The sequence below is a fragment of the Hymenobacter sp. BT730 genome (assembly GCF_030542105.1).
In the GTDB taxonomy this organism is placed as follows: domain Bacteria; phylum Bacteroidota; class Bacteroidia; order Cytophagales; family Hymenobacteraceae; genus Hymenobacter.
The window spans coordinates 381,233-406,298 of the sequence record NZ_JAUOFB010000001.1 but is presented as its reverse complement, the minus strand read 5'-3'; the positions used below and the strand labels follow the sequence as shown (position 1 = coordinate 406,298).

22 protein-coding genes are annotated in these 25,066 nt (G+C 57.2%); 15 read left to right on the top strand and 7 right to left on the bottom strand.

Annotation, left to right across the window (positions count from 1 at the left end; all coding sequences use genetic code 11):
* Positions 1-65 precede the first annotated feature (65 nt).
* The 3 genes from Q4G72_RS01695 to Q4G72_RS01685 form a co-directional block, all read right to left on the bottom strand.
* Positions 66-911: a prephenate dehydrogenase gene (locus Q4G72_RS01695; RefSeq protein WP_303309703.1), complete on the bottom strand. Its 846-nt coding sequence runs from the start codon at positions 909-911 to the stop codon at positions 66-68.
* Positions 908-2,101, bottom strand: coding sequence for a pyridoxal phosphate-dependent aminotransferase (locus Q4G72_RS01690; RefSeq protein ID WP_303309702.1), 1,194 nt, complete (start codon positions 2,099-2,101; stop codon positions 908-910). Before Q4G72_RS01690 ends, Q4G72_RS01695 begins: the two co-directional genes overlap by 4 nt.
* Positions 2,102-2,169: 68 nt before the next feature.
* Complete coding sequence (locus Q4G72_RS01685; RefSeq protein WP_303309701.1) at positions 2,170-3,000, bottom strand: prephenate dehydratase; 831 nt, start codon at positions 2,998-3,000, stop codon at positions 2,170-2,172.
* A 459-nt stretch (positions 3,001-3,459) separates the two neighbouring features.
* On the opposite strand from Q4G72_RS01685, the gene Q4G72_RS01680 reads away from it, so the two are divergent.
* The 4 genes from Q4G72_RS01680 (at position 3,460) to Q4G72_RS01665 (ending at position 7,960) form a co-directional block, all read left to right on the top strand.
* The gene (locus Q4G72_RS01680; protein ID WP_303309700.1) at positions 3,460-4,434 is read left to right on the top strand and encodes a tetratricopeptide repeat protein; all 975 of its coding nucleotides are present in this window, start codon (positions 3,460-3,462) and stop codon (positions 4,432-4,434) included.
* Between the two features lie 227 nt (positions 4,435-4,661).
* The gene (locus Q4G72_RS01675; protein ID WP_303309699.1) at positions 4,662-5,432 is read left to right on the top strand and encodes a porin family protein; all 771 of its coding nucleotides are present in this window, start codon (positions 4,662-4,664) and stop codon (positions 5,430-5,432) included.
* A 568-nt stretch (positions 5,433-6,000) separates the two neighbouring features.
* Positions 6,001-6,630: an RNA polymerase sigma factor gene (locus tag Q4G72_RS01670; protein WP_303309698.1), complete on the top strand. Its 630-nt coding sequence runs from the start codon at positions 6,001-6,003 to the stop codon at positions 6,628-6,630.
* Positions 6,617-7,960: a carboxypeptidase regulatory-like domain-containing protein gene (locus Q4G72_RS01665; RefSeq protein ID WP_303309697.1), complete on the top strand. Its 1,344-nt coding sequence runs from the start codon at positions 6,617-6,619 to the stop codon at positions 7,958-7,960. The genes Q4G72_RS01670 and Q4G72_RS01665 overlap by 14 nt, the downstream gene beginning before the upstream one ends.
* 11 nt (positions 7,961-7,971) lie before the next feature.
* Here Q4G72_RS01665 and Q4G72_RS01660 read toward each other — a convergent pair whose 3' ends face one another.
* Positions 7,972-8,337, bottom strand: a complete 366-nt coding sequence (locus Q4G72_RS01660; RefSeq protein ID WP_303309696.1) for a dodecin family protein — start codon at positions 8,335-8,337, stop codon at positions 7,972-7,974.
* 253 nt (positions 8,338-8,590) lie between these two features.
* Between Q4G72_RS01660 and fumC the strand changes: the two genes are divergently transcribed.
* From fumC to Q4G72_RS01635, 5 genes are all read left to right on the top strand, one after another.
* On the top strand, positions 8,591-9,997 hold the full coding sequence (gene fumC / locus Q4G72_RS01655) for a class II fumarate hydratase (protein ID WP_303309695.1): 1,407 nt from the start codon (positions 8,591-8,593) through the stop codon (positions 9,995-9,997).
* A gap of 129 nt (positions 9,998-10,126) precedes the next feature.
* A complete protein-coding gene (locus Q4G72_RS01650) occupies positions 10,127-10,723 on the top strand; it encodes a GNAT family N-acetyltransferase (RefSeq protein ID WP_303309694.1) in 597 nt (198 codons plus the stop codon).
* Positions 10,716-11,111 (top strand): diacylglycerol kinase family protein, encoded by a 396-nt coding sequence (locus Q4G72_RS01645; protein WP_303309693.1) that lies wholly within the window; start codon positions 10,716-10,718, stop codon positions 11,109-11,111. The genes Q4G72_RS01650 and Q4G72_RS01645 overlap by 8 nt, the downstream gene beginning before the upstream one ends.
* A 115-nt stretch (positions 11,112-11,226) precedes the next feature.
* Positions 11,227-11,697: a DUF6970 domain-containing protein gene (locus tag Q4G72_RS01640; protein ID WP_303309692.1), complete on the top strand. Its 471-nt coding sequence runs from the start codon at positions 11,227-11,229 to the stop codon at positions 11,695-11,697.
* Between the two features lie 93 nt (positions 11,698-11,790).
* On the top strand, positions 11,791-12,288 hold the full coding sequence (locus tag Q4G72_RS01635) for a DinB family protein (protein ID WP_303309691.1): 498 nt from the start codon (positions 11,791-11,793) through the stop codon (positions 12,286-12,288).
* Positions 12,289-12,357: 69 nt separating this feature from the next.
* Here Q4G72_RS01635 and Q4G72_RS01630 read toward each other — a convergent pair whose 3' ends face one another.
* Positions 12,358-13,155: a DUF4382 domain-containing protein gene (locus Q4G72_RS01630; protein WP_303309690.1), complete on the bottom strand. Its 798-nt coding sequence runs from the start codon at positions 13,153-13,155 to the stop codon at positions 12,358-12,360.
* 134 nt (positions 13,156-13,289) lie between these two features.
* Positions 13,290-16,364 carry an AsmA family protein gene (locus Q4G72_RS01625; RefSeq protein ID WP_303309689.1) on the bottom strand — a complete coding sequence of 1,025 codons (3,075 nt, stop codon included), beginning with the start codon at positions 16,362-16,364 and terminating at the stop codon, positions 13,290-13,292.
* 165 nt (positions 16,365-16,529) lie between these two features.
* Between Q4G72_RS01625 and Q4G72_RS01620 the strand changes: the two genes are divergently transcribed.
* Both Q4G72_RS01620 and Q4G72_RS01615 read left to right on the top strand, forming a co-directional pair.
* Positions 16,530-17,585 carry a PorP/SprF family type IX secretion system membrane protein gene (locus Q4G72_RS01620; RefSeq protein WP_303309688.1) on the top strand — a complete coding sequence of 352 codons (1,056 nt, stop codon included), beginning with the start codon at positions 16,530-16,532 and terminating at the stop codon, positions 17,583-17,585.
* 69 nt (positions 17,586-17,654) lie between these two features.
* Positions 17,655-18,917 (top strand): SUMF1/EgtB/PvdO family nonheme iron enzyme, encoded by a 1,263-nt coding sequence (locus Q4G72_RS01615; protein ID WP_303309687.1) that lies wholly within the window; start codon positions 17,655-17,657, stop codon positions 18,915-18,917.
* Positions 18,918-18,984: 67 nt separating this feature from the next.
* Here Q4G72_RS01615 and Q4G72_RS01610 read toward each other — a convergent pair whose 3' ends face one another.
* Complete coding sequence (locus Q4G72_RS01610; protein WP_303309686.1) at positions 18,985-19,689, bottom strand: ComF family protein; 705 nt, start codon at positions 19,687-19,689, stop codon at positions 18,985-18,987.
* A 143-nt stretch (positions 19,690-19,832) separates the two neighbouring features.
* Between Q4G72_RS01610 and Q4G72_RS01605 the strand changes: the two genes are divergently transcribed.
* From Q4G72_RS01605 to Q4G72_RS01590, 4 genes are all read left to right on the top strand, one after another.
* A complete protein-coding gene (locus tag Q4G72_RS01605) occupies positions 19,833-20,213 on the top strand; it encodes a carboxymuconolactone decarboxylase family protein (RefSeq protein WP_303309685.1) in 381 nt (126 codons plus the stop codon).
* Between the two features lie 3 nt (positions 20,214-20,216).
* Positions 20,217-20,579, top strand: coding sequence for a hypothetical protein (locus Q4G72_RS01600; protein ID WP_303309684.1), 363 nt, complete (start codon positions 20,217-20,219; stop codon positions 20,577-20,579).
* A 174-nt stretch (positions 20,580-20,753) separates the two neighbouring features.
* A complete protein-coding gene (locus Q4G72_RS01595) occupies positions 20,754-21,521 on the top strand; it encodes an exodeoxyribonuclease III (protein ID WP_303309683.1) in 768 nt (255 codons plus the stop codon).
* A 104-nt stretch (positions 21,522-21,625) separates the two neighbouring features.
* On the top strand, positions 21,626-25,045 hold the full coding sequence (locus tag Q4G72_RS01590; RefSeq protein WP_303309682.1) for a DUF4175 family protein: 3,420 nt from the start codon (positions 21,626-21,628) through the stop codon (positions 25,043-25,045).
* Positions 25,046-25,066: the final 21 nt, after the last annotated feature.

Genomic DNA, 25,066 nt, shown 5'->3' with positions numbered 1-25,066 from the left:
GAGTACTGTCAATGCGTTTAGAGCTAGTTCCCCTCCTCATCTGAGGAGGGAAACTAGTCCCGACATTACTTCAGAATTTTCGTAATGAGGTTGGCTTGCTGGATCTGTTGGTACACGGCGGCGTAGTCTTCCTGGGCAATGAGCTGGCGCAGGTGCTGCAACTGGTGAATGTGCTCATCGAGTACATCGAGCACGTTCACGCGGTTCTGGCGGAAGATGGGCACCCACATATCGGGCGAGCTTTTGGCCAGCCGCACGGTGGAGGCGAAGCCCCCGCTGGCCAGGGCAAAAATCTGCTGCTCTTCTTTTTCCTTTTCTAATACGGTGAGGGCCAGGGCAAAAGACGTGATATGCGAAATGTGCGACACGTACGCCGTGTGCAGGTCGTGGGCCGCGGCATCGAGGTACTCAATGTTCATCTGCAGCTGCTCGAATAGGGTTTGCACCTGCGCCACGGCATCAGCATCACTTTGTTCCGCGTCGCAGATAACCAGAGTTTTGTCGGTGAACAGCTCCGGCACGGCGGCTTCCGGGCCGGAGTATTCGGTGCCGGCCATGGGGTGTACGGCCACAAAACGGCCGCGCCTGGGGTGCCCGGCCACGGCGGCCAGCAGCATAGATTTGGTAGAACCCACATCGATAACCACCTGGTTTTCTACCGCATCCAAAACCTGGGGCAGCACCGTGAGCATAGCATCCATGGGCACGGCCACTACCACCAGGTCAGCCCGACGCACGGCGCTGATCAGGTCCGTAGTGCCTTCGTCAATCAGCTGTAGCTGCTGGGCCTGCTGCAGATTTTCGGGGCTGTGGTCTACCCCAATAATGTGGCTGGCTAATCCTTTCTGCCGGAGGCTGATGGCCAGTGAGCCGCCAATAAGCCCGATACCGATGATAGTTACAGTTTTCATGAATCCGAAGTAGTAAAAGAGGGTTGAACCCGGGCCGCGCGTATGCGCCCTAGGGCAGCCTGCAGCACCTCCGTGGTCTGGCATAAACTCACCCGAATAAAGCCGCTGCCATTCGTACCAAAAATGCCGCCGGGCGTGAGGAATACCCGCGCCGTGTGCAGTAGCTCGTCGCTCAGCGCGAAGCCATCCGCATACCCGGCCGGAATAGCCGCCCACACAAACAAGCCCACCTGCTGGCGGGTAAAGCTGCAGCCGATGGTTTCCAGCAGCTCAAACACCAACTCCCGGCGGGCGGCATAATGGGCGTTCAGCTCCGCGTACCAGCTTTCATCCAGCTGCAGGGCTTCGATGGCCGCCAGCTGCACCGGCAGAAACATCCCCGAATCGAGGTTGCTCTTGAAGCGCAGCACTTCCTGCAGCAAATCGGCGCGGCCCAGGAGCATGCCCACGCGCCAGCCCGCCATGTTGTGCGACTTGCTCAAGGAGTTCAGCTCCAGCACCACTTCCCGCGCCCCCGGCACGGCCAGCAAACTCTGCGGCGGGTCCTGGTTGAGAATGAAGCTGTAGGGGTTGTCGTGCACCAGAAGAATATCGTGGGCTGTGGCAAATGCCACCAAACGGGCAAAAAAAGCTGCATCGGGCGGGGTGCCGGTGGGCATGTGCGGGTAGTTCACCCACATCAGCTTCACGCGGCTCAAGTCCTGTTGGGCCAGCGCCTCCAGGTCGGGCAGCCAGTGGTTGGCGGCGGTCAGGTCGTAGTCCACGGGGATGGCGCCGCTGAGCTGGGCGGCGGCGCGGTAGGCCGGGTAGCCGGGGTTCGGAATCAGCACTTCGTCGCCGGCTTCCAGAAACGTCATGCTGATGTGGATGATGCCTTCCTTGGAGCCCAGCAGCGGCAGCACTTCCGCCTCCGGGTTCAGCACCACGCCGTAGAACCGCTGGTACCAATTGGCCATAGCCTGGCGCAGGACCGGCACGCCTTTATAGTTCTGGTAGGCGTGGGTGTTGGGCAGTTGGGCCGCGGTAGTAAGCGCCGCAATAACGCGGGGATGCGGCGGCATATCCGGACTGCCAATCCCCAGGTTAATAACCGGCGCGCCGGCCTTATTCAGCCCATCAATTTCGCGCAGCTTCTGAGAGAAGTAATACTCCTGCGTGTGGTGGAGGCGGCTGGCTACGGAAACTTGCATGGAGTCAGTAATTGGTGATGATAAAAAAGCATTCTGCTTTGGCTGATTTCAGCCGGAAGAACTGGCTATCAGTGGGTGGCACCTTTGTGATACACGCCCAGCACCTCCAGCCCTTCCGTCACGGGCTTTATTTCCCGGAGTGCGGCTTCCAGCTGGGCCGGGTCGTCAAACTCCAGGTCGGCGTGAAAGTAGTAATGCCAGGTTTTGGCCGGAATGGGGAAGGACTGAAGCTTGGAGAGGTTGATGCCCTGCCCGGCAATCCGGACCAGCACCTGGGCCAGGCTGCCCTGCGCGTGGGTGGTGTGGAAGTACACCGAGGCTTTGTTCGGCTGCTCCACGGCCGTGGCATTTTCGGGCCGCACCACTGCCAGAAAGCGGGTATAGTTTTTCTTTTCGGAATGAATATCCTTCTCCAGAATCTCCAGCCCAAACAGCTCGGCGGCCAGCTTGCCGGCTACGGCGGCCGTGCCCATGCGCAGCCCTTCCTGAATGCGCTGGGCACTCAGAGCCGTATCCTCGGTTTCTACCAGCCGCCAGTGGCCGTGCTGGTTCAGGAAGTCGGCGCACTGCAGCAAGGCCATGGGGTGGGAATGCACCTCCTGTATATCGGCCAGCTGCTGGCCAGGCAATGCCATCAGGTGCTGCCGGATCTGCAGGTACACCTCGCCGGTTACGCGCAGATTGGCTTGGCGCAGCAGGTTATAGTTGGGCAGAATGCTGCCAGCAATAGAGTTTTCAATGGCCATCAGGCCATAGGGTGCCGTGCCGCTGGCTACCTGGCGCACTACTTCTCCAAACGTGGCGCACGGCGAAGTCAGGGCAGCAGGGCCGAAATAGTGCCGGGCAGCTATCTGGTGGAAGCTACCTTCGAAACCCTGAATGGCAATGGTATGCGGCATGAGTACTCAACGAAAACGGAAATAAAAAAGGGCCGGCGCGGTTGCGGGGCCCTGGGTAGTTGCTGCATTCTGAGTGGTTAGAACATGCAAAAGGGGCCCCGCTGCTTCCGGTAATAGAAGTAGTAGCTAAAGAAGAAGCAGAAAGGAGCAGTGTCGGAACGCATGGAGTCAGAAGGGGCGTAAAAAAAGCCTCCGGGTAGGGAGGCTTGCATGAGTTTGTGGGATGATGCTACAAACAGGGGCCTCGCTGCTACGGTTTGCCGTAGTAGAAATAGTAGCTAAAATAGAAACGGGCCGCGCGCGTAGGCATGATCTGCAAGGGGGTTGTTGACCAAAGCTAGCCAAGGATTTTGGAAATGCAAGGCATTAGGGGCAGTTTTCGATGACCTTCGCCGGGGGCCAGCCCGGTTTATGCCCTGAATGCGGCCGGGGCTGTATCTTGCCTCGCTATTCTCTTGCATGATGCGTTTTGGAGTGTTGTTTTGGTTGAGCTGGCTACTGCCAGTGGCCGGCGCGTGGGCGCAGGGCGAATCTATTGTGCTCCAACGCGCCAATCAGCTGGTGTTGGAGCGCAAGTACGAGTCGGCCTTTGTGCTGCTGCAAAACTTTGACCCCGAGCATAAGCGGCCGGCCGTAGCGCTCAAGGCGGCGGAGCTGGCCCTGCAATACCATAGCCGGCACCTGAACTACCGCCGGTTTGCTTTCCGCAACCTCTCGCTCACGCAGCCGCTAGACTCCATCCGGGTGCTGGCCCGCACCGATACACTGGCCTTTTTCTTTCCCGTGCGCAACATCCTGGAAGGGCTTTACCAAAAGTATCCCGATAACTATAAGCTGGATAAAGGCCTGGCCGACTACTATTTTGAGGTGCAGCAGTGCGGCTGTGCCGAGCCCGGCCGCACCGAAGACAACCTTTTCCCGCTGATGGTGCAGCATTATGAAGCAGCCCATAAGCACGGCTACGGCGACTACCTGTCCTATTATGCTCTGGGCTACGCCTACATGCGGCTGGGCCAGTTTAAAGCCAGCGCGGCGGCCTTTGAGCATACCATTTCCCTGCGCAAGAACTACGCCCTGGCCCATTTCAACCTAGCTTACGATTATATAGAGCTGCACCAGCTGCCCAAAGCCCGCCACGAGGCGCAGCTGGCCGTGGCCCTGTTCACGGAACCCCAGTTTAAGTCCGATGCACAATACATGCTCGAGAACCTGGAGCGGCGCATTGCCAAGCTGAAGGCCGAGGCCGCGGCCGCAAAAGCCGCCGCGGCCAAAAAGAAGAGCCCAACCAAGGCCACGGCGGCCCGCAAGCCCAAACCGGCTAAAAAGCCCATTCCCAAAATAGCCCCCATGCCGCGCCCGGCGGCCCTGCCCGACAGCTTGCCCGTAGCCCCCGCTCCTACCGATACACTGCGCTCTGCCGCCCGCCCGGAATAACTATCCAGCTGCTTCAAAAAACAGCCTTACTATGCTCTATTTGGTGTTATTAAACACCGGTTATTATCTGTAATATTTTGATTATCAATCATTAAATAAATCGTTATTCTGGACTGTAAATAACTGGCACGGTTTTGTAATAGTACCGTTCAGAAGCCGGATGGCCCGTAGCGCGCACTGTGGTTGCCGGTCCTTATTCTTCCTCCGCACTCCTGATTTTTACTGCCATGATTTTGAAGCGACTTTTCGGCCGCCTGGCCGCGGCTACCCTTTTGTTTTCGGCCTTCGGCAACCTGGCTCAGGCTCAGGTGCAAACCCACCGCGTACCCGCTTATACCGGCCGCACCCCTACCCGCACTACCTATTCCACATCTTCTGCCTCTAACACCAAAGGCGTACAGCTGGGCATTAAAGCCGGTGTGAACATAGCCGACTGGTCAGGTGATGCAGTAAAAAGCGTAATGGACCTGGCCGATTACTCGGAGGGAGCGGTTACGAAAGAATTGAAGCCTGGCTTTCATGCGGGTCTGTACGCCACACTGCCCTTGGGCGAGCATTTTGCTATTGAGCCGGGCGTGCTGTACTCTGAAAAAGGCATGAAGCTCTCGGGAAAAATTCCTTTTGAGCAGTTTGACTTCCTGAATGCCCGTGTAACAGCTACTTCCCGCATGGCTTATCTGGATGTGCCGCTGCTGATGAAGGCCTACCTCACGCCCGGTTTCTATCTCTATGCCGGCCCTCAGGCATCATTTTTACTTAGCAACAAAGTACGGCTGCAGGCCGGTGCTCTGGGCTTCTCCGCTTATCAGCATGATTTTGACGTGAAAGACCAGTTTCGCCCCGTCGATTTTGGGGTAGTAGGTGGCTTAGGCTACCAGTCGGATATGGGCCTGGGCATCAGCGCCGGCTATGATTACGGCCTGTCCACCCTCGATAAGAACAACCGCTTCGATGCGCAGAACCGCGTTATCAAAGCCTCGCTTAACTACTCTTTCTAAGCACCGCTTAGCTTTTTTATAGATGCAAAAAGCCCCGCTGACAGTTCAGCGGGGCTTTTGCGTATTTTAAATATTAGGGAATTATACACTAGCAATCGGGAATAGGAAAGCGCAACGGTGCTCGGGGCAGACCAGACGGAACAAGGACAGTAGCTCCAGCCGTCTGCAAACAGCTGGCTGCCCTGGCTGGGCCGGTGAGTAGCAGACCTGGCCCGCCCCTATACTTTCACCGCGGAGAGTCTTTTATTTTCAGGTGCAGTTGCTGCCTCGCAGGCAACTCCGGGTGGGCAGCTACCGAGTATATTTCCAGCATGAAATCAGCGGGCACCAAGCACGGTCGCGGGGGTGCCAGTAACATTCTGACAGGCAGGTAACTTAATCCCATAGAAGAAGTGTTTTCTGACTGATGCCAGTTGGTATCAGATTCCACACGGCAACGCAATTGTTTTCAGGAAAGAGCCTGGCCCGCGTGGCAGCCCGGCTTTTAACGGATATATAAATTGCAGACCCCGTATCTTAAGGCAGGGAAGCCGTAGCTTCCCGGCTTCTCCGTAGTATTCCTCTCCCCATGTGGTTTAAACGTCGCCCTAAGCTGCCTGCCGCTCTCTCCGATGAGGAGCTGCTGCTGCGCTACCGCCAACAGGGCGACGTAGCCGACTTGGGTGCGCTGTATGAGCGCTACATAACAGAGGTATTTGCTATCTGCCGGCGCTACCTGCAGGACGAGGAAGATGCCAAGGATGCCGTGATGCAGCTCTTTGAAAAGCTGGTGGATACGCTCCGTCAGCACGAGGTAAGCAACTTTCCCGCCTGGCTGAGTACCACTGCCCGCAACCATTGCCTGATGGTGCTACGCGCCCGTAAGCGCACCGGCCCGGATAGTGGCGGCAGCCTGTTGTTGCACTTTTCTGATGCCTCCGATATGGAATTGGTGATGGCGCGGCATCAGGCAGTCGATGACCCTGATGAAGCCCTCCTTACGGAGGAGCGCCTGCAAGCCCTGGAACAGGCGCTGACCGAGCTTCCTTTGGGCCAGCAACAGTGCCTGAGGCTGTTTTACCTCGAAAATAAATGCTACCGCGACATTGCTACTGAAACAGGATACGACCTGAATGCAGTAAAAAGCCATATCCAGAACGGGAAGCGTAATCTGCGCCGCCACCTTGAATCACCTTCTTCCTTCAATGCATCCTCATAGCGCCGCCTCATCAGCTCACCCTGCACCTGCCCGGCATTTGTCTGCGGAGCTGCTACGGCGTTATATAGCCGGAGATATACCTCCGGCGCAGCAACATGCCATAGAGGCCCATACCCTGGAGTGCCAGCAATGCGCTGATATCCTGGAGGGCCTTTCCCAGACCGATGCCGCTACTACAGATCAGGCCCTCACGGAACTGCACCAACGCCTGCAAGCGCGCGTAGGGGCAGGTGCCGTAGGGCGCCCCATGGGCAGTATGTGGCTGCAGGCTGCGGCCGCCATCCTGGTACTGGTCATAGCCGGCACTTTTTTCTGGATGCGCCCGCAGCCCCGGCCGGAATCAGCTTCTGTGCCTGCCCCAGCCACTACAAGCCCGACTATATTGCCAAAAGCCGCGGAAATACCTGCGCCCCCGGTAGTTGCACAGGCCCGGGAAGAAAAGGAGATAATACAGCCGGTTAGCAGGCCAGTGGATAAGGTAAAAGCAAAAGTGCGTCCTACCCGCTATGTGAGAACCATGCGGGCCAAGCTGCGCAACGTGCCAACTGCTCCGGTTGCCAGCCCTCGCCAACAGGTTGCTGCAGCTAACCCAAAGCCGGATAGTGCAGGCTTTGCACCCAAAGCGGCCGACTCAGGAACAGCCGCACGCCAAACCACCGAAAAAGCACCCATAGCCTCTTCCCCGGATACCCGAAAGCCTGACTCCGTAGCCCGGCCCGCTCGTCATATTCGCGGCCGCCTGACTGATGGGCCTACCGGCAAAGCCCTGCCCGGCGTGGTGGTACAGGCTACCGGTACAACTGTGCGGAATACCACCAACGCTGATGGCAGCTTTGACTTGCTGGTGCCTGCTGGTGTAGAGAGCCTGACGTTTATGTCGGCGGGTTACCGGGATGCGGAGCGCATTCTGGGGCCGGACTCTACTCTGGACTTGGCCATGACGCCCTTAACCAGCGCCACCCCCGGGGCCGTGGTACCCGAAGGCCGGGGCCGTGCCACCAAAATGCCCACTATTCCCAATATTGCACCCATGCCGGCGGGTGGCTTTGCTGCCTTCAATGAGTATGTAGAGCGCGAGATTCGCTATCCGGAAAAAGACCCGCCCGGCAGCACGTACAGTGCCAAAATCATTGTGAAGCTACGGTTCACGGTAGGGGCCGATGGCTCACTACAGGACATTAAAGTGGCCGAGCACCTCACCGATGAACATGATGCGGAAGCCATCCGGCTGCTGAAGGAAGGCCCGACCTGGTACCCGGCGGTGGTAAACGGGCAGCGCATTGCCCACAAGGCTCAGGTAAACATTATTTTCCGGTTCGATAACCGTTAGGCTGCCGAATGTTAGCCACTGTAGCCACCACCGCTGGCAGGCGTGGTAGCACTGCCTCCGGGCTTCACCTCTAGTGGTTCATCGGGGTGGGTTTTTACTTCTACGCCGCTATAGTCAGGCATGCCAGACCCTATAGCCTCGTTGGTGGCCGTTGTGTGCCCGGGCACCCACTTGTGCATCACCTCAAAGCTAATTTTAGCGGTGATGCGATACTCCACAATTTTATTGTCGCGCACCCGGCAACTCTGGTTTTTGATGTAGATGGACTGGATGCCTTTCACTGTGGTGCTGGCCTCGGTGAGGGCGCGCTGCAGGGCATCTTCGAAGCTTTTCTCGGAGCTGGCCAGTACTTCAATTACTTTTTTGATGGTACTCATAGCGCTGAACAAAGTAGAAGTGACAGGAGAGTAGCACGTAGCAGGATTTCTGTGTACGCAGCCTCCCGGCTACCGGCTGTTATCCGGCCGCTACGGCAGCCAACAGAGTTTTCGCGGCAGAGCGCCCTGGGCTCCCGGGCGTTGTGTACTTTTGCCGCGCAGCTACCCTACCGTGCTACGCATCCCCATGCGCTGCTTTTCGGCTGGCTGGCCTGTTCTCTGTTATCTCATTTCCTTCTCACCCCATAGCGTTATGACCCAGTTCCGCCAGGAGAAAGACACCATGGGCACCGTGCAGGTGCCGCAGGACGCCTACTACGGCGCCCAAACCCAGCGCTCCATCGACAACTTCCAGATTGCCCAGGACATCAACCGGATGCCCAAGGAAATTATCCGTGCCTTTGCTTACCTGAAGAAAGCCGCCGCCCTTACCAACCGCGACGCTGGTATTCTGACCGCCGAAAAAGCTGAGTTAATTGGCCGCGTGGCCGATGAAATTCTGGAAGGCAAGCTGGATAAGGAGTTTCCGCTGGTGGTGTGGCAAACCGGCTCAGGCACGCAGAGCAACATGAACGTCAATGAGGTAATTGCCTACCGTGGCCACGTGCTCAACGGCGGCCACCTCCTGGATGAGAAGAAGTTCCTGGCGCCCAATGACGACGTAAACAAGTCACAAAGCTCCAACGACACCTTCCCTACGGCCATGCACATTGCGGCCTACAAGATTCTGGTGGAAGTAACCATCCCCGGTATTGAGAAGCTGCGCGACACGCTGAAAGCAAAGTCAGCGCAGTACATGCACATCGTGAAAATCGGCCGCACCCACCTGATGGACGCTACGCCGCTCACGGTAGGGCAGGAGTTTTCGGGCTACGTGTCGCAGCTCGACCATGGCCTGCGCGCCATCAAGAATACGCTGGCGCACCTTTCCGAGCTGGCGCTGGGCGGCACGGCCGTAGGTACCGGCATCAACACGCCTCCCGGCTACTCGGAGAACGTGGCTAAACACATTGCGGACCTTACCGGCCTGCCTTTCATCACGGCCGAAAACAAGTTTGAGGCTCTGGCCGCGCACGACGCTATTGTGGAAGCCCATGGCGCACTGAAAACAGTAGCCGCTTCGCTGATGAAGATTGCCAATGACATCCGCCTACTGGCCTCAGGGCCGCGTGCCGGCATTGGCGAGCTACACATTCCTGACAACGAGCCCGGCTCCAGCATTATGCCCGGCAAAGTGAACCCCACTCAGTGTGAGGCTATGACCATGGTAGCCGCGCAGGTAATGGGCAATGACGTAGCCATCAACATTGGAGGCATGAACGGCCACTTCGAGCTGAACGTGTTTAAGCCCATGATGATCTACAACTTCCTGCACTCGGCCCGCTTGATTGGTGACGTATGCGTGTCGTTCAACGACAAGTGCGCCACCGGGATAGAACCGCTGGAAGCCAACATTAAGAAGCACGTGGATTCATCTTTGATGCTGGTAACGGCTCTGAACCCGCACATTGGCTACTACAAGGCAGCTGAAATTGCCCAGACCGCTCACAAAAACGGCTCTACCCTCAAGGAAACAGCCCTGCAGCTAGGCTACCTCACCGAGGAGCAGTTTAATGAATGGCTGAAGCCCGAAGACATGGTAGGCGAGATTCAGAAGTAAGCATTTAGGACATCATGCTTCGGTTGTGCCTCTGCATGACTTCCTAGTCTCCTGAAAAGCCGCTACTCCCAACCAGGGTAGCGGCTTTTCATTTTTCCCGGCATCTTTGCCTTCTCATTCCCATACCTCATGGATTTTACGCGCTGTATTACCCTCGAAAACGACCGGGTGCGGCTCCGTCCTCTGGAGCTGACGGATTTCGAGGACCTGAAAGCCGTTATTTTCGACCCGGAAATCTGGCGCTTTACGGTGGACCCGAACCCCGGCGACGCGGTTGGGCTGGCCAGCTACCTGACCAAAGCCTTGCGCGACCGAAAAAAAGGTGTGCGCTACCCCTTTGCCATTATAGATAAGCAAAGCGGCCGGGTGGTAGGCAGCACCAGCTACGGCAACCTTGCTCTACTCGACCAACGCCTGGAGATTGGCTGGACATGGTTAGGAGCTGACTACCAGCGCACCGGCCTCAACCGTGCTGCCAAACACCTGCTGCTGAAATATGCTTTTGGGGAATTAGGCTGTGAACGGGTAGAGTTAAAAACTGATGCGCTGAACTGGAAGTCCCGCGAGGCGATGCGCCGCATGGGAGCCACAGAAGAAGGGATTTTGCGCAGCCATATGATAACGCAAGGCGGCCGCCGCCGTGACTCCGTGTACTTCAGCATTCTGAAAGCGGAGTGGGATACACTGCGTATGACGGTTTTTCAGGAGTTCGACGCCCGTGGCTAGTCGGCCGCAGCGTTTTCGGGCTGTGCGGCAGCGTGCCGCCAGCTTTGGCCATGCCTTTCGGGGGGTGCGCATGGCTCTGGCCACGGAGTTGCATCTGCAGTTTCATGCGGGAGCTACCGTCGCCGTGGTGGCCTTAGGTTTTTACTTCCACCTGGCACGGTGGGAGTGGGCCCTGGTAGCGCTGGCCGTAGGCGCTGTTTGGAGTGCCGAGTTACTGAATACCGCCGTAGAGGCTATTGTTGACTTAGTGTCGCCCCAGTATCACCCGTTGGCAGGTCGCGCCAAGGATATTGCAGCGGGTGCCGTGCTCGTGGTAGCGCTGGGGGCATTGGTAGTGGGAGGACTTATTTTTGGCCCCCGGCTGTGGGCTTTATGGGTGGGCTTCTAACCCGGGTATGACTTGAGAACTAGGCGGGCCTTGGCAGCGTAAGCAGTATTCCGGACGCCAGTGGCCTTGTCTTTGCAATCTGCCTGTTACTTTCGCGCCCTTATTCCTGTCTGCTATGCGTCTTCTTTTCTCTTTTGCTCCTTTGTTCGCGGCTACGCTGCTCAGCACCAGCGCGTGTCAGCGCAAGGTGGCCGTAACCACGCCCACCGATGATACAGCTGGCCCGGTTTATGGGTCTTCCACGCCAGCCCCAGTGGCCAATCCTACCACTGAACCCAAACCCGACGCTGCAACCGTGAGTTTCGACACCACGGCACGCCCAGCCTGGCTGCAAAAGAAAATCAGCGCCCTGCAGGCCGACAAGCCCCAGAACCCCCGGGCCCGAATTCTAAGCTACACATTTAACGGCCAGACGGTTTATTACCAAAGCGCCCCCTGCTGCGACCAGTTTACCACCCTTTACGATGCCAAAGGCAAAGTAATTTGCCAGCCCGACGGGGGCATCACTGGCCGCGGCGACGGCCGCTGCCCCGATTTTGAAAAAAACCGAACCAATGAGAAGCTGGTTTGGGAAGATGCGCGCTAACCCTACGCAGCTCCCTCTGGTAGCCTAGGCGCTCAACCCGGCTACCAGAGCGGCAACTGCTGCTTTCTCTGCCTTTGCCTACAAATTACCTGCATGATAAGTACCATAGAAAAACTGGCGGCCTACAACGTGTGGGCCAATGATACGCTGCTGCGCCGTTTAGACGAAATTGAAGCCTCCGGACAGGAAATCCCGGCCGTGTGCCTGCGTCTGTTCAGTCACGTGCTCAACGCCCAGGCCATCTGGATTGGCCGGCTGACGGCCACCAAAAGCCCCGTTACAGTCTGGCAGGAGCATACCTTGGCTCAGTGCCACGCGCTGCACCAGCAGACCTCCAAACACCTGCAGCAGCTGATCAGCAAAGCTGACGAGCCGGAGATGAACCGACAGATTGCTTATACCAACTCCGCGGGCGAATCTTACGTCAGCCAGGTATCAGACATTTTTACCCATGTGCCGGTACATGCCAACTATCACCGCGCCCAAGTGGCCCTGCGCCTGCGCGAAAATGGGCTGGAGCCCATCAACACTGATTTTATTACCTATTGCCGCGAACTGACGGCCGCTGGCCAGCCCACCCTCAGCTTGTAAACTCTTCCTACCAGCCATAAAAAAAGCCCGCTGCACTGCGCAGCGGGCTTTTTTTATAACAAATCCGGATTAGTTCAGGGTGATGATACCCAAGTCAGTAGTATGGTCATTGGTTACCACTACGTCGGCTTTCTCAGCATTGCTGTAGGGTGCCGAGGTTTTAAACTCTACGCGGTAGGTGCCGGCTGATACGCCGGGAATCAGGAAGCCACCACCATTATCGGGGTAGGTGCTTAGAGTATCAGCTGCGCCACCGGCCGTGCGGATAGCCAACACCTGCGGATGCGCCGCAGCTGGATCTACCGTTCCCCGGATAGCACCGGCCGAGGCCAAGGCTACTGCCCGGATAACCGGCTTGAGGTTGTACTCGCCATTGCCACGCTCTACAATGGACTTGGCCACGTCAAAGTCGAGGACAATGTTGTAGGTAACGCCTTCTTCCAGATCCGTATTCAGTTTCACCTTCAGGCCAGAAGTCTGGCCGCTGGGGGTTTTCAGAGCTACTACGGTGCCGTCTTTCAGCGTCAGGGTATTGTTCTCGCCCAGCACCAGACGAATCTGCTCAATGTGCCCGGCCGGGAACGTGCTACCAGCAATAACGGCGGCACGGCCATTTACATAGTCCAGCAGGTTATAGCGAGCAACTCCTACCTGGTCCAGGGTTTGCCAGCCATCCTCGCCAGTAGTTCCGGTTACATTCACCTGCACGTTTTTCAGGTCGATGTTCACGGCTTTATAGTCGCCGGGAGCATCGACCAGCAGCACGCGCATCTGAGCTACAGCCGGGGTGTTATCAGAGTCATTTGCACAGCCGGACAGTGCCAGCGCGCCGGCCAGAGCCAGCGGAATCAGTCGGAAAATTTTCATATAAGAAGTTAGCAGGAAGGGAAAGCTACGGTACTCTGCTCAAAAGCCAGTACCTCATCGGCCAAGAGCAAGTATTATACCGCATATTGACCGGAAACGTTCCTACGCAAAATTATATTGCTCTTTCCTTCATCCTATGACTTGGTAGTATCCGCTTTAGCGGGCTCGGGGGCAGGCGTGGGCACCGCTTTGGGCTTACCAAACAGGATATTGCCCAGCTTTTCTTTGGCCTGGGTTTTCAGCCGGGCTTCGGTTTCTAAGCGCTTTTTCTCTATTTCCAGCCGGGCGCGGTCTTCCACCGCTTGCTTTTGGTCGGCCAGGCTGCGCTTCACGCTGTCCTGCTGCAGGCCGGCTTTGGCCAGCAGCTTGTTTTTGGCGTCACTCACCTTCGATTCCACTACACTGGTCACCAAGCTTTTGGCTATGTCTTTGGCCTGGCCTTTCACGCTGCCGCTGCTCAGGGCCACTTTGGGGTCGGCCATGGAGCCACCTATCTTGATGCCCAAGGTTACCCGTTCCGTGCCTTTGATGTCCTGCACGCCCGTGAGCTGAGTGAGCTTGCTGTTGAGCTGATTACCCAGTTTGCCTGTGGGCACATCAATAGCCGTTACGTACTCTAAGTTACCATCTACGTTGCTAGAGCCACCCACCGTGAGCTTCATCTGCCCCACGTTGAAATCGAAGGGTTTCACAATGAAGTTACCGTTGAGCATTTCGGCCGCCACATCTTTGTTTTCGACGGCAAACTTCTTGAGCTCCTGCAGCTGGGTAAGGGCGCTGATTTTATTCATCACCGGCGAGTTGCCCAAGGCGGCCCGAATAATTTCGAACACACCCTTGCCTGTGAGCGAGCTGTAAACCGGCATCATATCCTGTCCCATTTCCCCGCTCACGTTGAAGTTGGTGGAGAAAATACCTTCAATCTGCTGGGCCAGGGGCACAAACTTCTTGATGGAGGTAAATGCCTGGAAAGCATTCTGGAAGTTCAGGTTCTTGATGTTCAGGCCGAAATCGAACTTGGGATGCGCCAGGTTTTTGCTGCTGTAGCTGCCGTTGGTAGCAAAGGCACCGCCCAGGGTATTGAAGGTAAGACCGTTCAGGCGCACGGCTTCGTCGCGCACGGTTACGGTGCCTTTAGCATTTTCCAGCTTCAGGTTATCGTACACAATGGTGCCCACATTGGTGTTCAGCGTCAGGTCGAAGAACTTGGGAATCTGCAGCACGCCATCGGCCTTGGTAGCGGTGGCGGGGGATTTGGTGGCCGCTACGGCGCCTGTAGTGGGCTTGGCCGTTACCTCGTCCACCATCCACTCGTTCACATTAAAGCGGCGGCTGTTCACCGTCAGGTTGCCTTTCAGGGACTGGCCCGGCGTGAACAGGTAGCCCAAATAGTTGCTGATAACGCCCGAAGCGGCAATATCCGAGGTGCCGACAAAGCCCTGCATGTCTTTCAACACAATCTGGTTGTTGTTGAAGGTGGCCGTGGCGCGGCTGATTTTCACGCCCTGGGGCAGGTCTTTGCTCTTGTAGGTGACGTTGTTGGCATTCACGGTGCCCGAGGCTACCACATTCTGGTACCGCTCGGCTTCCACATCGGCCATGCTGCCTTTGGCGGCTACGTTGCCGTTCAGGCGGCCGGTCACGGTCATGCCTTCCAGCGGGAATATTTTGGTGAGCTTGGTCAGGTCCACGGTGCCACGCACATCGGTGTCGAACAGGGGCTTGTCGATGTTCTGCAGGGCAATGCGGCCTTCCAGCGGCTCGCCATCCAGCAGCATTTTAAACTGGGGAATGTTGATGCGCGTGTCGTTGGGCTGGCCGGTGGCGTTGACCACGGTGCCATTCAGCGTCAGGTTTTCGATGGGAGCCGGGAACTGCTTGCTCTTCACGTAGCCGTTGGTCAGGTTCAACTTGGCCTGTACCACGGGCATCTGGGTTTTGGAGTAGATGCCTTTGGCCGTACCATCTACGAACAGCTTGCCGCGCATCAGCAAATCTTTCACAGGGTACACTTTCAGCATTTCGGCCAGGTCCACGTTGGCTTTCACGCGGCCGTCTACCTTCATGGGCTCCAGCCCGTCGATGGCCACGTTGCCGTCAATCGGGTTCGTGCCCAGGTCCAGGTGAAACTGCTTCACGTTCACTTTCATATTGTTGGTGAAGCCGGAGGGGTTGTCCACCACCATATCCACGTTGATGTTGCGGGCAGCCTGGGGCAGATCGGGATACTTGAACATGCCGTTGTTTACCTGCAGGTTCACGCCGTAGCCGGGCATCTTCACGTCGTTCTGCACGCCTTTCAGATAGCCATTGAAGGCCATTTTACCGCTGGTCTGAATGTCCTTGAACTTCTCGGTAAACACGCCCGGCACCAGACTCAGAATGTTCTTGAAGTCGGTTTCCAGGGCTTTAAAGGTCATGTCGTAGGTGATGTCTGTGTCATTCGGCAGACCCACTTTACCGGCGAAGGAGAAGGGGAAGTCATTGAGGCGCACCTGGTTTTCCTTGAAGGTGAACAGGAACTTGCCCAGGTCCATGCCCATGGTCACGGCGGCGTCCAGCTTGGTATTTTCGAGGTAGTTCACCCCATCGTAGTTCATCGTAAAGCCGTCGGCCGTAGTCTTCGAGTCCATATCGAAGATATTCTGGGCGAAGTCGCCGGAGCCAGTGTGATTTACGTGGCGGGCCTGCATGGCAAACGGAATGCTCAGGTCCTCGTAGCGCAGGTGGCCGTTGTTAATTTCCCAGCCTTTGATGGCCACTTTCACCTGGCTGGTATCCTTGCCCTGGGTAGCGGCCGCCGAGTCGGAAATAAAAATATCCCAGTTGGCGCGGCCGCTTTTCAGCACCCGCAAACTGATGTCGGGCTCATCCAGCTGCACCGATTTGATTTTGATTTCGTCGCCGCGCACCACGCTCATCAAGTCCAGCCCCACCCGGAAGGAGGGCAGGTAAGCCAGCGTATCGCGGGCGAAAGAATCCTGCCCAATAATGCGCAGCTCATCAATACTCAGAGCCAGGTCCGGAAAGGAGCGCAGCAGGCTTAAGCTCACATTTTCAGGCTGATACTCCACACGTGCGGCTACCCGCTCAGCCAGCTGCTTATCCAGCACTTGCTTGAGCTTGTCTTTGAACAGCACCGGCGCCAGAGCAATAGCGGCCACCAGCACCACCACGAAAATCAGCAGACCTAACAGGAACTTACGCATAACGGTAGGAGGGAAGAAAAAAGAAGAACGCGCCTTAGGCCCGGTTTGGTGCCAGCACCTCACCAGAGCTATATCGGTAAAGATGCCGGGATTTTGCCATTTTCGAGGCCTCGATGCCTTCGTCTCGCACCAAATTGCGGGCCAGCCTCGTTTAGCACCCCCAGTATGCGCTTTCAACGATTGGTACGCCCCTGCTTTCCCGGACGCCGTTTGGCAGTCGGGCTGGGCGTGGGCCTACTGCTGCTAGGCGCAGGGGAACAAGCGCAGGCCCAGGACCTGTACTTCTCCCAATCCTATGCCACCCGTCTGCATCTGAACCCGGCTTTCACGGGCCTACAGCACGACTACGGCGTTTCCCTGGCTTACCGGGAGCAGTTCCCCTCCCTGGCGGGTTCCTTCCAGACCACGCACCTGGGCGCTGATTACCGCTTCGAAAAGCAGCGTAACGCCGTAGGCCTGCTCGTGAACATGGACCGGCTGGGGGCCGTAGGCTACACCCGCCTGGAAGCCGCCGCCCTCTATGCCTACCATGCCCGCCTGAGTGAGGAAGTGCACCTGAGCGCCGGCGCCCAGCTCACCTACGGTTCCCAGCGCATCAGCTACAGCAACCTGGTGTTCGGCGACCAGCTCTCCGACGACGGTTTATTGACCGGCCCCAGCGCCGAACCGGTGCCGTTTGACCCGGTGCATTACCTAAGCGTGGGAGTGGGTGGATTGCTCTATAACCGCCAGAGCTGGGCTGGTTTAGCCCTTTATCACCTCAATCAACCCAATCTGGGAAATCAGGCCCAGGGGCGCCTGCCCATGCGCGCAACATTTACTGGCGGCGTAAAGCACTTTTTTTCAGAGTCCACCGTTAAACAGACCTACCGCGAAATCAGCCTTTCGCCTACAGTGTCGTATACCCGTCAGGGCGCGTCGCAACGGGCAGAGGTTGGGTTGTACGGAACTGTTACTCCCATCACCATGGGCCTGCTGTACCGGGGCATTCCGCTGCCCGGGGCACCGCGCCCGGCATCGGTGCTGGCCGTGGTAGCGGGCGTGCAGCTCTCTGGCTTTCGCGTAGGATATAGTCACGATGTAGAGCTGGGCAGTAGAAATCTGGGCGCGGGCGGTGCTCACGAAATTGTACTGGTGCTGGAGCAGGTGGATAAGCTGGCAGCGGCTCGCCGCCGTATCAGCCGTAAAAATTACCGCTTGCTTCCTTGTCCGGCCTTCTGAGTTTTTGTATTATTGCACTCGAATTGCCTTCTTACAACTCTTTTCTTCTCAGGTATTTCCGCTACCGCTATGAATTTCTCTAAGTACCTGCGCTACGCTGCTGTAGGAGCCGTTGCGCTGGCTTCCTGCAAAGGTGGGCCACCTACTAGCACTAAACCGGGTAAGTACAGCTCTACCACCGGCCTGGAATACAATACCGAACAAGGCATGAAGGTGGCTGATTATCAGGGCATTCCTGAAGGTCCTGGTCTGGTCTTCATCGAAGGTGGTCGTACGGTACTGGGCTCTGCTGAAGAAGACGTAGCCATGACCCGCGACAACATTGAGCGGACGGTAACCATTGCTTCCTTCTACATGGATGAAGCCGAGGTGGCCAACATTCACTGGCTGGAGTATTTGCACTATGTCCGTAAAGACTCGGCGGAAGAATTCTATCAGTCGGCACTGCCCGACACCACTGTATGGGCCCGTGAGCTGTCGTTCAACGACCCCTATGTGGATTACTACCTGCGTTACCCCGGTTTCCGCTACTTCCCCGTGGTGGGCGTAAGCTGGCTCCAGGCCAACGACTTCTGCACTTGGCGTACTGCTAAGGTGAATGAGAAGCTGGCGGGTGTAGGTACAGGCGACGGCACCGCTAAGAAAGGTGGCTTCAAACTGTTCGGCAAGAAGAAAGGTGGCGATGCCGCGGCTCCTGCTGATGCCGGTGCGGAAGGAACCGGTGCTGCCAAGATTTCTATTGAAAACGGTAATACCCTACCAAACTACCGCCTCCCCACCGAAGCTGAATGGGAATATGCTGCTCAGGCCCTCATCGGCACGCAGGAGGCTGGCAACGAAAACCAGGAAAACAAGCGTATCTATCCTTGGGATGGTCGCCAGATGCGGAATCCGTATGGCAAGAAGCAGGGCCAGTTCCTGGCTAACTTCAAGCGCGGCCGCGGTGACTACGCCGGTATTGCCGGTAGCCTGAACGATGGCGCCATGATTACGGAATACATCTATGCTTACCCACCAAACGACTATGGCCTGTACAATATGGCCGGCAACGTGAACGAGTGGGTGCAGGATATCTACCGTCCGCTGTCGTTCCAGGATGAGGAAGATCTGAACCCCTTCCGTCGGAACGGTTACCTCGATAAGGCAGAAGGCTACGACAAGAAGGGCTACCAGTCGCTTATCGATGACGAGGTACGCGTATACAAAGGTGGTTCGTGGAAAGACGTAGCCTACTGGCTGTCGCCCGGCACGCGCCGCTTCATGGCTCAGGACTCGGCTACCGCTGCTATCGGTTTCCGCTGCGCTATGATTAACGCTGGTTCGAACAAGTAATATTTCGAAGCTAACGCTTAGGCAAGAAGCCGCTCCTGAAAAGGAGCGGCTTTTTTGTTTGTCTTGCTTAACGGTCGGCTGTAGCAATGGTAGCAATACTCACCTCCCGGCAACCGGCAGCTAAAAGCATAACAGCGCAGGCTTCCAGGGTCGCACCCGTAGTTAGTACATCATCCACCAGTAAAACGTGTAGCCCCGACAAAGCAGCTGGATTGGGCACTTCAAATACTGAGGCCACATTCTCCCAACGCTCCACACGGTTTTTACGGGTTTGGGAGCTGGTATGCTCCGTGCGGCGCAATACGTTGGGCAGCCATGGTACCTGCAGGCCCTGTGCTAAGCCTTCAGCAAAGCAGTCGGCTTGGTTGTAGCCACGCTTGGCCAGCTTGCGCGGATGCAGCGGCACTGGGATAATAAGATCAAACTCCTGCGTAAAGCCTTTTTCGGCCAGCTCATAGCCATACCAGCGGCCCAGTACTAAGCCCACTTCCTGCTGACCCTGGTACTTAAGCTGATGCAGCAGGTGCTGTACGCGGCCGTGTTGTAGAAAGCGCAGATAACTAAAGGCATAGCGCACGGGCACTTTGCCCCAGAAGCGCCGGGCCAGTGGATTCGCATCAGCAGGCAGCAAATGATAATCGGTGTAGGGAAGCTCGGTGCGGCAACTGGTGCAGATGTGCTCTTCGCCCCGGGCCAGGGAATCAGCGCAGGCCAGGCATACGCGCGGAAAAACGAGGGAAACGAAGTCGTGCCAGATAGCAGGTAAGGGCATAATAGCAATACTATATAAGCGTGATAACAAGGTTGGGAAGGTAGGAAATGGCTCCCAACTGCTCTAATTCTTTCACAGCCCACGAAGCATTTGTCCCTACTTTCGTGTTACCATCTTCACATCGTTTTTACAATTTGATTTATATGAGCCTCGTCTCTGAATTTAACGACTACCGCCAGCGGATGAATGAAAAAATCATGGCGGCCGATAACAAGGTCATCAAGCGTTTTTTCAACCTCGATACGAACACTTATCAGGAAGGTGCCTTGGACGTGAAAACCAAGGAAATGCTGGGCCTGGCCTGCTCCATGGTGTTGCGCTGCGACGACTGCATCAAGTATCACTTGGGCAAATGCTACGAAGAAGGCATCACCGACGAGCAGTTGTATGAGGTCTTCGCCATTGCCAACCTCATCGGCGGCAGCATTGTCATTCCCCATTTCCGCCGCGCCGTGGAGTACTGGGAAGCCTTGAAAGAAGAGTCTGCTGCGCCCGTACCACCCCATGCTGAGCACACTGCCTAAGACATGCTGAACCCCGAGGAAACCGAAGCGCAGTTTGAGCAGCGCTGGTGGGAGCTAATGAACCAGATGCGCGAGCGTTTCGGCAAAAAGCCCGACCTGAATGCCTTGCTGCTACTTATTGGCGTGCAGGAGCTAGGCCAGGGTGCTGGCCCCTTCACCAAAGAGCAAAAGCAGGACCTAATGCATATTGCCACCTGCCGCCTCTTCAGCCTGTCGGGCTATTACGAGCAGGAAAGCGTTGATGAGGAAGGCTGGCCGCACTACAAGCTCATCCGTCCGGTGCCTTTCTCCACCCTGAAAGAGCAGGAGCGCATGCTGAAATGGCATATGCTGGAGTATTTTGATGCTTTCCTGCGCGAAGAGTAGTAAGGCTTCCTCATACATCTGTCACCTTTAGCTATACTGTCATCCTGAGCTTGCGAAGGACTTTATCAAGTTAGGGCGAGTTGTTGTAACGATGGTCGTTCAATTGGCATAAGATCCTTCGCTGAGCTCATGATGACAAACGTTCTTCTATAAGCCATTTCAAGTTCTTCTTTCTTGAAAATTCTCTCCTACAACGTCAACGGGCTACGTTCAGCCCTCAGCAAAGGCCTGCTCGACTGGGTGCAGCAAACCGACCCGGACGTGCTGTGCCTGCAGGAAATCAAGGCAGGGCGCGAGCCGCTGGATGTGTCAGGGTTTGAGGCCTTGGGCTACCACGTATACCAGCACCCGGCCGAAAAGCCCGGCTACAGCGGCGTGGCCACCTTCAGCAAGCAAAAGCCCCGGCACGTAGCCACGGGCTGCGAAATCCCGCTGTATGACTGCGAGGGGCGCGTGCTGCGCCTGGATTTTGAAGACTTCTCGGTGCTGAACGTGTACATGCCCTCGGGCACCAGCGGTCCGGAGCGGCAGTCGTTCAAGCTGGAGTGGCTGCGGTTTTTCCGCGAGTATGTAACCCAATTGCGCGCCGCTGGCACGCCCCCGCTGGTTATTGCCGGCGACTTCAACTGTTGCCAGCAGGGCCTGGACCTGCACAACCCCAAAGCCAACCAGAACAGCCCCGGCTTCACGCCGGAAGAGCGGGCCTGGTTTGCCGCCTTCTTGGCCGATGGCTTTACTGACTCCTTTCGCCACGTGCACGGCGACGCCCCCGGCCACTATTCCTGGTGGACGTACCGCAGCGGAGCCCGCGCCCGTAACGTGGGCTGGCGCCTCGATCATTTATTAGTAGATCAGGCGCTGCAACCGCGCATCAGCGGGGCGGGTCTGTTAACCGATGCGGTTCATTCCGACCACTGCCCGGCGTTGGTAGAGTTGCGCTAGGGAACAAATACCGGCCGGGATGTTGTCGTTGAGCTAAGGGCCGCCGGATAAGCCGGCCGTGCTGATAATCCGTATCTTGTCCGGTCCTGAACAGGCGTGTTTTTATGCTGGTGGAGAAAGAAATCGGGTCGGTAGCAAAACCGACGGCCGCCCAGGCGGGAGCCCTGGCCCAGGTGCTCACGCAGCTGGAGGCCTTTAAGCGCAAGTTTTATCTCAATCTACTGGTGCGTGGCGCGCTGGTAGCGGGCGGCCTGCTGCTCACGCTTTTCCTGGTTTTCAACCTGCTGGAGTACTTTCTGTACCTGCCCACCTGGGTGCGGGGCGGGCTGCTGTTCGGGTTTCTGGGCTTAGCTGCTTACGCCTTTGTGCATTGGATCTGGCAGCCGCTGGCAGCCCTTACCAACCTGCGCCGCCTGCTGTCTGATGAGCAAGCCGCCCTGCGCGTAGGGGAGCTATTCCCCCAGGTGCAGGATAAGCTGCTTAACGCCCTGCAGCTGCAGGGCCAGGCACGTGAAAACGCCCTGATTGCCGCCAGTCTGGACCAGCGTGCCGCCCAGCTTACCGGGCTGGAATTCGCCGAAGGCATCAATATCAAATCCCAGACCCGGCCGCTGTGGAAGTATGTGGCCGTGCCGGCCGGCGTGGTGGTGCTCCTGCTCCTGGTTTATCCCAGCCTGTTTGTGCAGGGCACGAACCGCATTCTGCACTACCGCCGCACCTACTCGCCGCCGGCGCCTTTCCGCTTTGTAGTCGAAAACAAGAATCTGAAAGCCTTTAAGGGCGAAGATTTCAAGCTGGAAGTAACCGTAGAAGGGGAGGCCCTGCCAAATGAAATCAGCATTCAGTACGCGGGCCGGGAACGGCACCTGCAGAAAGAAGCCGGCAACCGGTTTACCTACCAGTTTCAGCAGCTGCAGCGCTCCGTGGATTTCCAGCTGGCCGCCGCGGGGTTTACCTCCGATGAGTATGCCCTGACGGTGCAGGAGCGCCCCAACCTGCGCGACTTTACCGTGCAGATTACCTACCCCGGCTACCTCAACAAAGCCAGCGAAACGGTGCAGAACACCGGCAACCTGACGGTTCCCGAGGGCAGCACGGTGCGCTGGGAGTTTTCTACCGCCGCTACCGACCAGCTCCAGCTGCTCTTTAAAAACCCCGAAGAAACGGTTACGGCCCAGGCCGATGATGACCAGTTCCGGGTGACGCGGCGCGTGCTTCGTTCGCAGGAGTATGCCGTGCGCCTGCAAAATGCCGCCAGCCTCAACCGCGACCCTATTCAGTACCAGCTCACGGCCATTCCGGACCAAGTGCCCGATATCACCCTGGAAACCTTCCCCGATACCACTTCCCTGCGCTACCTGGCGCTGGGCGGCACCGTGCGCGACGATTATGGCCTCACGCGCCTGCAGCTGCACTACCGCGTGCTTTCCAAAGCGCGGCCCAATGTCAGCTACCAAACGCGCGCCCTACCGCTGCAAAGCGGCCCGGCCCAGGTGTACGCTTACCAGTGGGATTTGCGGCCGGTAGGCATGAAGCCCGGCGACCGGCTGGAATACTATGTGCAGGTGTGGGATAACGACGGCGTGCACGGGCCTAAATCTGCCCGGAGCCGGGCGGCGGAGTTTAAGCTGCCTTCGCGCTCTGAGTTGCAGCAGCAGCTGAGTGCCCAGTCGAAATCGGTGCAGAGCCAGCTGAGCCGCTCGGCGGAGCAGTCGAAAAAGCTGGAGCGGGAGCTGGCCAAGGCGGAGGACAAGCTGAAGGTGAAGCGCGACCTGAACTTTCAGGACCGCAAGCAGCTGCAGGATATGCTGGCCCAGAAGCAGCAGATGGACGACCAGATTGCCGACATGAAAAAGCTCTTTGATGAGCTGAATCAGAAGCAGAATGAGCTGGACCCCAAAAGCCAGGAGCTGGCCGAAAAAGCCGAGGAGCTGAAAAAGCTGATGGACTCCCTGCTGGACCCCGAAACCAAAAAGCTCTACGATGAGCTGCAGAAGCTGCTGGACCAGAAGCAGGACCAGAACCAGCTGGAAATGCAGCAGCTCATGCAAAAGCTAGAAAACAAGGAAAATACCCTGCAGAAAGAGCTGGAGCGGGCGCTGGAAATGTTCAAGCAGCTGCAGTTTGAGCAAAAGCAGGAGCAAACCCTGGAAAAGCTGCAGCAGCTGGCCAAGGAAGAGCAGCAGCTGGCCGAGAAAACTGAGCAGAACGACAAGAACAACCCCGAAAACAAGCTCAGCAACCAGGAACAGAAAGCCAAAAACGAGCAGCTCAAGCAGGAGCAGGCCGAAAAGCAGCAGCAGTTTGACGAGGTGCAGAAAAACCTGGACGAGCTCAAGAAGATGGACGACCAGCTCAACAACGAGAATGGCGCCGACGACATGCAGCCCCAGCAGCAGCAGGTAGACGAGCAGATGCAGCAAAGCCAGGAGCAGCTGGGCAAAAACCAGAACCAGAAAGCCAGTCAGAACCAGAAGCAGGCCGCCCAGCAAATGCAGCAGATGGCCCAGCAGATGGAGCAGCAAATGAGCGAGGAGGAGTCAGACCAGCAGCAGGAAAACATTGATGACCTGCGCGACATCCTTGAGAACCTCCTGAAGCTATCCTTCGATCAGGAGGGACTGATGAAGCAATTCCGCACCGTAGATCAGCAGGACCCGCGCTTCGTGCAGCTGGGCCAGCAGCAGCGCAAGCTCAAGGACGATGCCCGCGTGGTGCAGGACTCGCTTTACGCCCTGGCTAAGCGCGTTTTCCAGCTCCAAAGCTTTGTTACCCGCGAGGTAGGAGAGATGAACGGCCGCATGGACGAGGCCATGGACCAGATCCGGCAGCGCGACGTAGCCCGTGCCACCGCCCATCAGCAGCAGGCCATGACCAGCATGAACAACCTAGCCCTGATGCTGAACGACGCCCTGAAACAGATGCAGGACCAGCAGCGCCAGGCCCAGCAGCAACAGCAGAGTGGCGGCAAGCCCGGCAAGAAAAAGAAGAAAGGCAACCAGGCCGGCGAGGGCCAGTTGGGCAAGATGCAGCAACAGCTCAATCAGCAGATTCAGCAGCTACAGCAAAGCGGCAAAACCGGCCGGGGCCTCTCCGAAGACCTGGCCAAGCTGGCGGCCCAGCAGCAAATGCTGCGCGAAGCCCTGAAAGAGCTGGAGAAAATGCAGCAGGGCGGCAAGGAAGGAAAAGGCCAGCAGGGTGGAGGAAACCTAGGGGATGTGAAAAAAATGATGGAACAAACCGAGACGGACCTCGTAAACAAGCGGCTAACGGAGCAAACGGTTATGCGTCAGCGTCAAATCCTGACCCGCCTGCTGGAAGCCGAGAAATCGGCCCGGGAGCGGGACCAGGATGATAAGCGGGAAGCGCAGACCGCTCAGAACCGTCCGCCGGTTTTTCCGCCTGCTTTCGAGCGCTACAAACGGCAGAAAGAGCGGCAAACGGAACTGCTTCGGACAGTGCCCCCGGCCCTCACTCCGTACTACCAACGGGAGGTGAGTGAATATTTTCAGAAAATGAAATAGCGTCTCGCTAAATTTACCCCC

Excerpts from the sequence above, each read along its gene's own strand:
- Q4G72_RS01695 (WP_303309703.1), bottom strand. The coding sequence starts at position 911 with ATGAAAACTGTAACTATCATCGGTATCGGGCTTATTGGCGGCTCACTG.
- Q4G72_RS01690 (WP_303309702.1), bottom strand. The coding sequence starts at position 2,101 with ATGCAAGTTTCCGTAGCCAGCCGCCTCCACCACACGCAGGAGTATTAC.
- Q4G72_RS01685 (WP_303309701.1), bottom strand. The coding sequence starts at position 3,000 with ATGCCGCATACCATTGCCATTCAGGGTTTCGAAGGTAGCTTCCACCAG.
- Q4G72_RS01680 (WP_303309700.1), top strand. The coding sequence starts at position 3,460 with ATGATGCGTTTTGGAGTGTTGTTTTGGTTGAGCTGGCTACTGCCAGTG.
- Q4G72_RS01675 (WP_303309699.1), top strand. The coding sequence starts at position 4,662 with ATGATTTTGAAGCGACTTTTCGGCCGCCTGGCCGCGGCTACCCTTTTG.
- Q4G72_RS01670 (WP_303309698.1), top strand. The coding sequence starts at position 6,001 with ATGTGGTTTAAACGTCGCCCTAAGCTGCCTGCCGCTCTCTCCGATGAG.
- Q4G72_RS01665 (WP_303309697.1), top strand. The coding sequence starts at position 6,617 with ATGCATCCTCATAGCGCCGCCTCATCAGCTCACCCTGCACCTGCCCGG.
- Q4G72_RS01660 (WP_303309696.1), bottom strand. The coding sequence starts at position 8,337 with ATGAGTACCATCAAAAAAGTAATTGAAGTACTGGCCAGCTCCGAGAAA.
- fumC (WP_303309695.1), top strand. The coding sequence starts at position 8,591 with ATGACCCAGTTCCGCCAGGAGAAAGACACCATGGGCACCGTGCAGGTG.
- Q4G72_RS01650 (WP_303309694.1), top strand. The coding sequence starts at position 10,127 with ATGGATTTTACGCGCTGTATTACCCTCGAAAACGACCGGGTGCGGCTC.
- Q4G72_RS01640 (WP_303309692.1), top strand. The coding sequence starts at position 11,227 with ATGCGTCTTCTTTTCTCTTTTGCTCCTTTGTTCGCGGCTACGCTGCTC.
- Q4G72_RS01635 (WP_303309691.1), top strand. The coding sequence starts at position 11,791 with ATGATAAGTACCATAGAAAAACTGGCGGCCTACAACGTGTGGGCCAAT.
- Q4G72_RS01630 (WP_303309690.1), bottom strand. The coding sequence starts at position 13,155 with ATGAAAATTTTCCGACTGATTCCGCTGGCTCTGGCCGGCGCGCTGGCA.
- Q4G72_RS01625 (WP_303309689.1), bottom strand. The coding sequence starts at position 16,364 with ATGCGTAAGTTCCTGTTAGGTCTGCTGATTTTCGTGGTGGTGCTGGTG.
- Q4G72_RS01620 (WP_303309688.1), top strand. The coding sequence starts at position 16,530 with ATGCGCTTTCAACGATTGGTACGCCCCTGCTTTCCCGGACGCCGTTTG.
- Q4G72_RS01615 (WP_303309687.1), top strand. The coding sequence starts at position 17,655 with ATGAATTTCTCTAAGTACCTGCGCTACGCTGCTGTAGGAGCCGTTGCG.
- Q4G72_RS01610 (WP_303309686.1), bottom strand. The coding sequence starts at position 19,689 with ATGCCCTTACCTGCTATCTGGCACGACTTCGTTTCCCTCGTTTTTCCG.
- Q4G72_RS01605 (WP_303309685.1), top strand. The coding sequence starts at position 19,833 with ATGAGCCTCGTCTCTGAATTTAACGACTACCGCCAGCGGATGAATGAA.
- Q4G72_RS01600 (WP_303309684.1), top strand. The coding sequence starts at position 20,217 with ATGCTGAACCCCGAGGAAACCGAAGCGCAGTTTGAGCAGCGCTGGTGG.
- Q4G72_RS01590 (WP_303309682.1), top strand. The coding sequence starts at position 21,626 with ATGCTGGTGGAGAAAGAAATCGGGTCGGTAGCAAAACCGACGGCCGCC.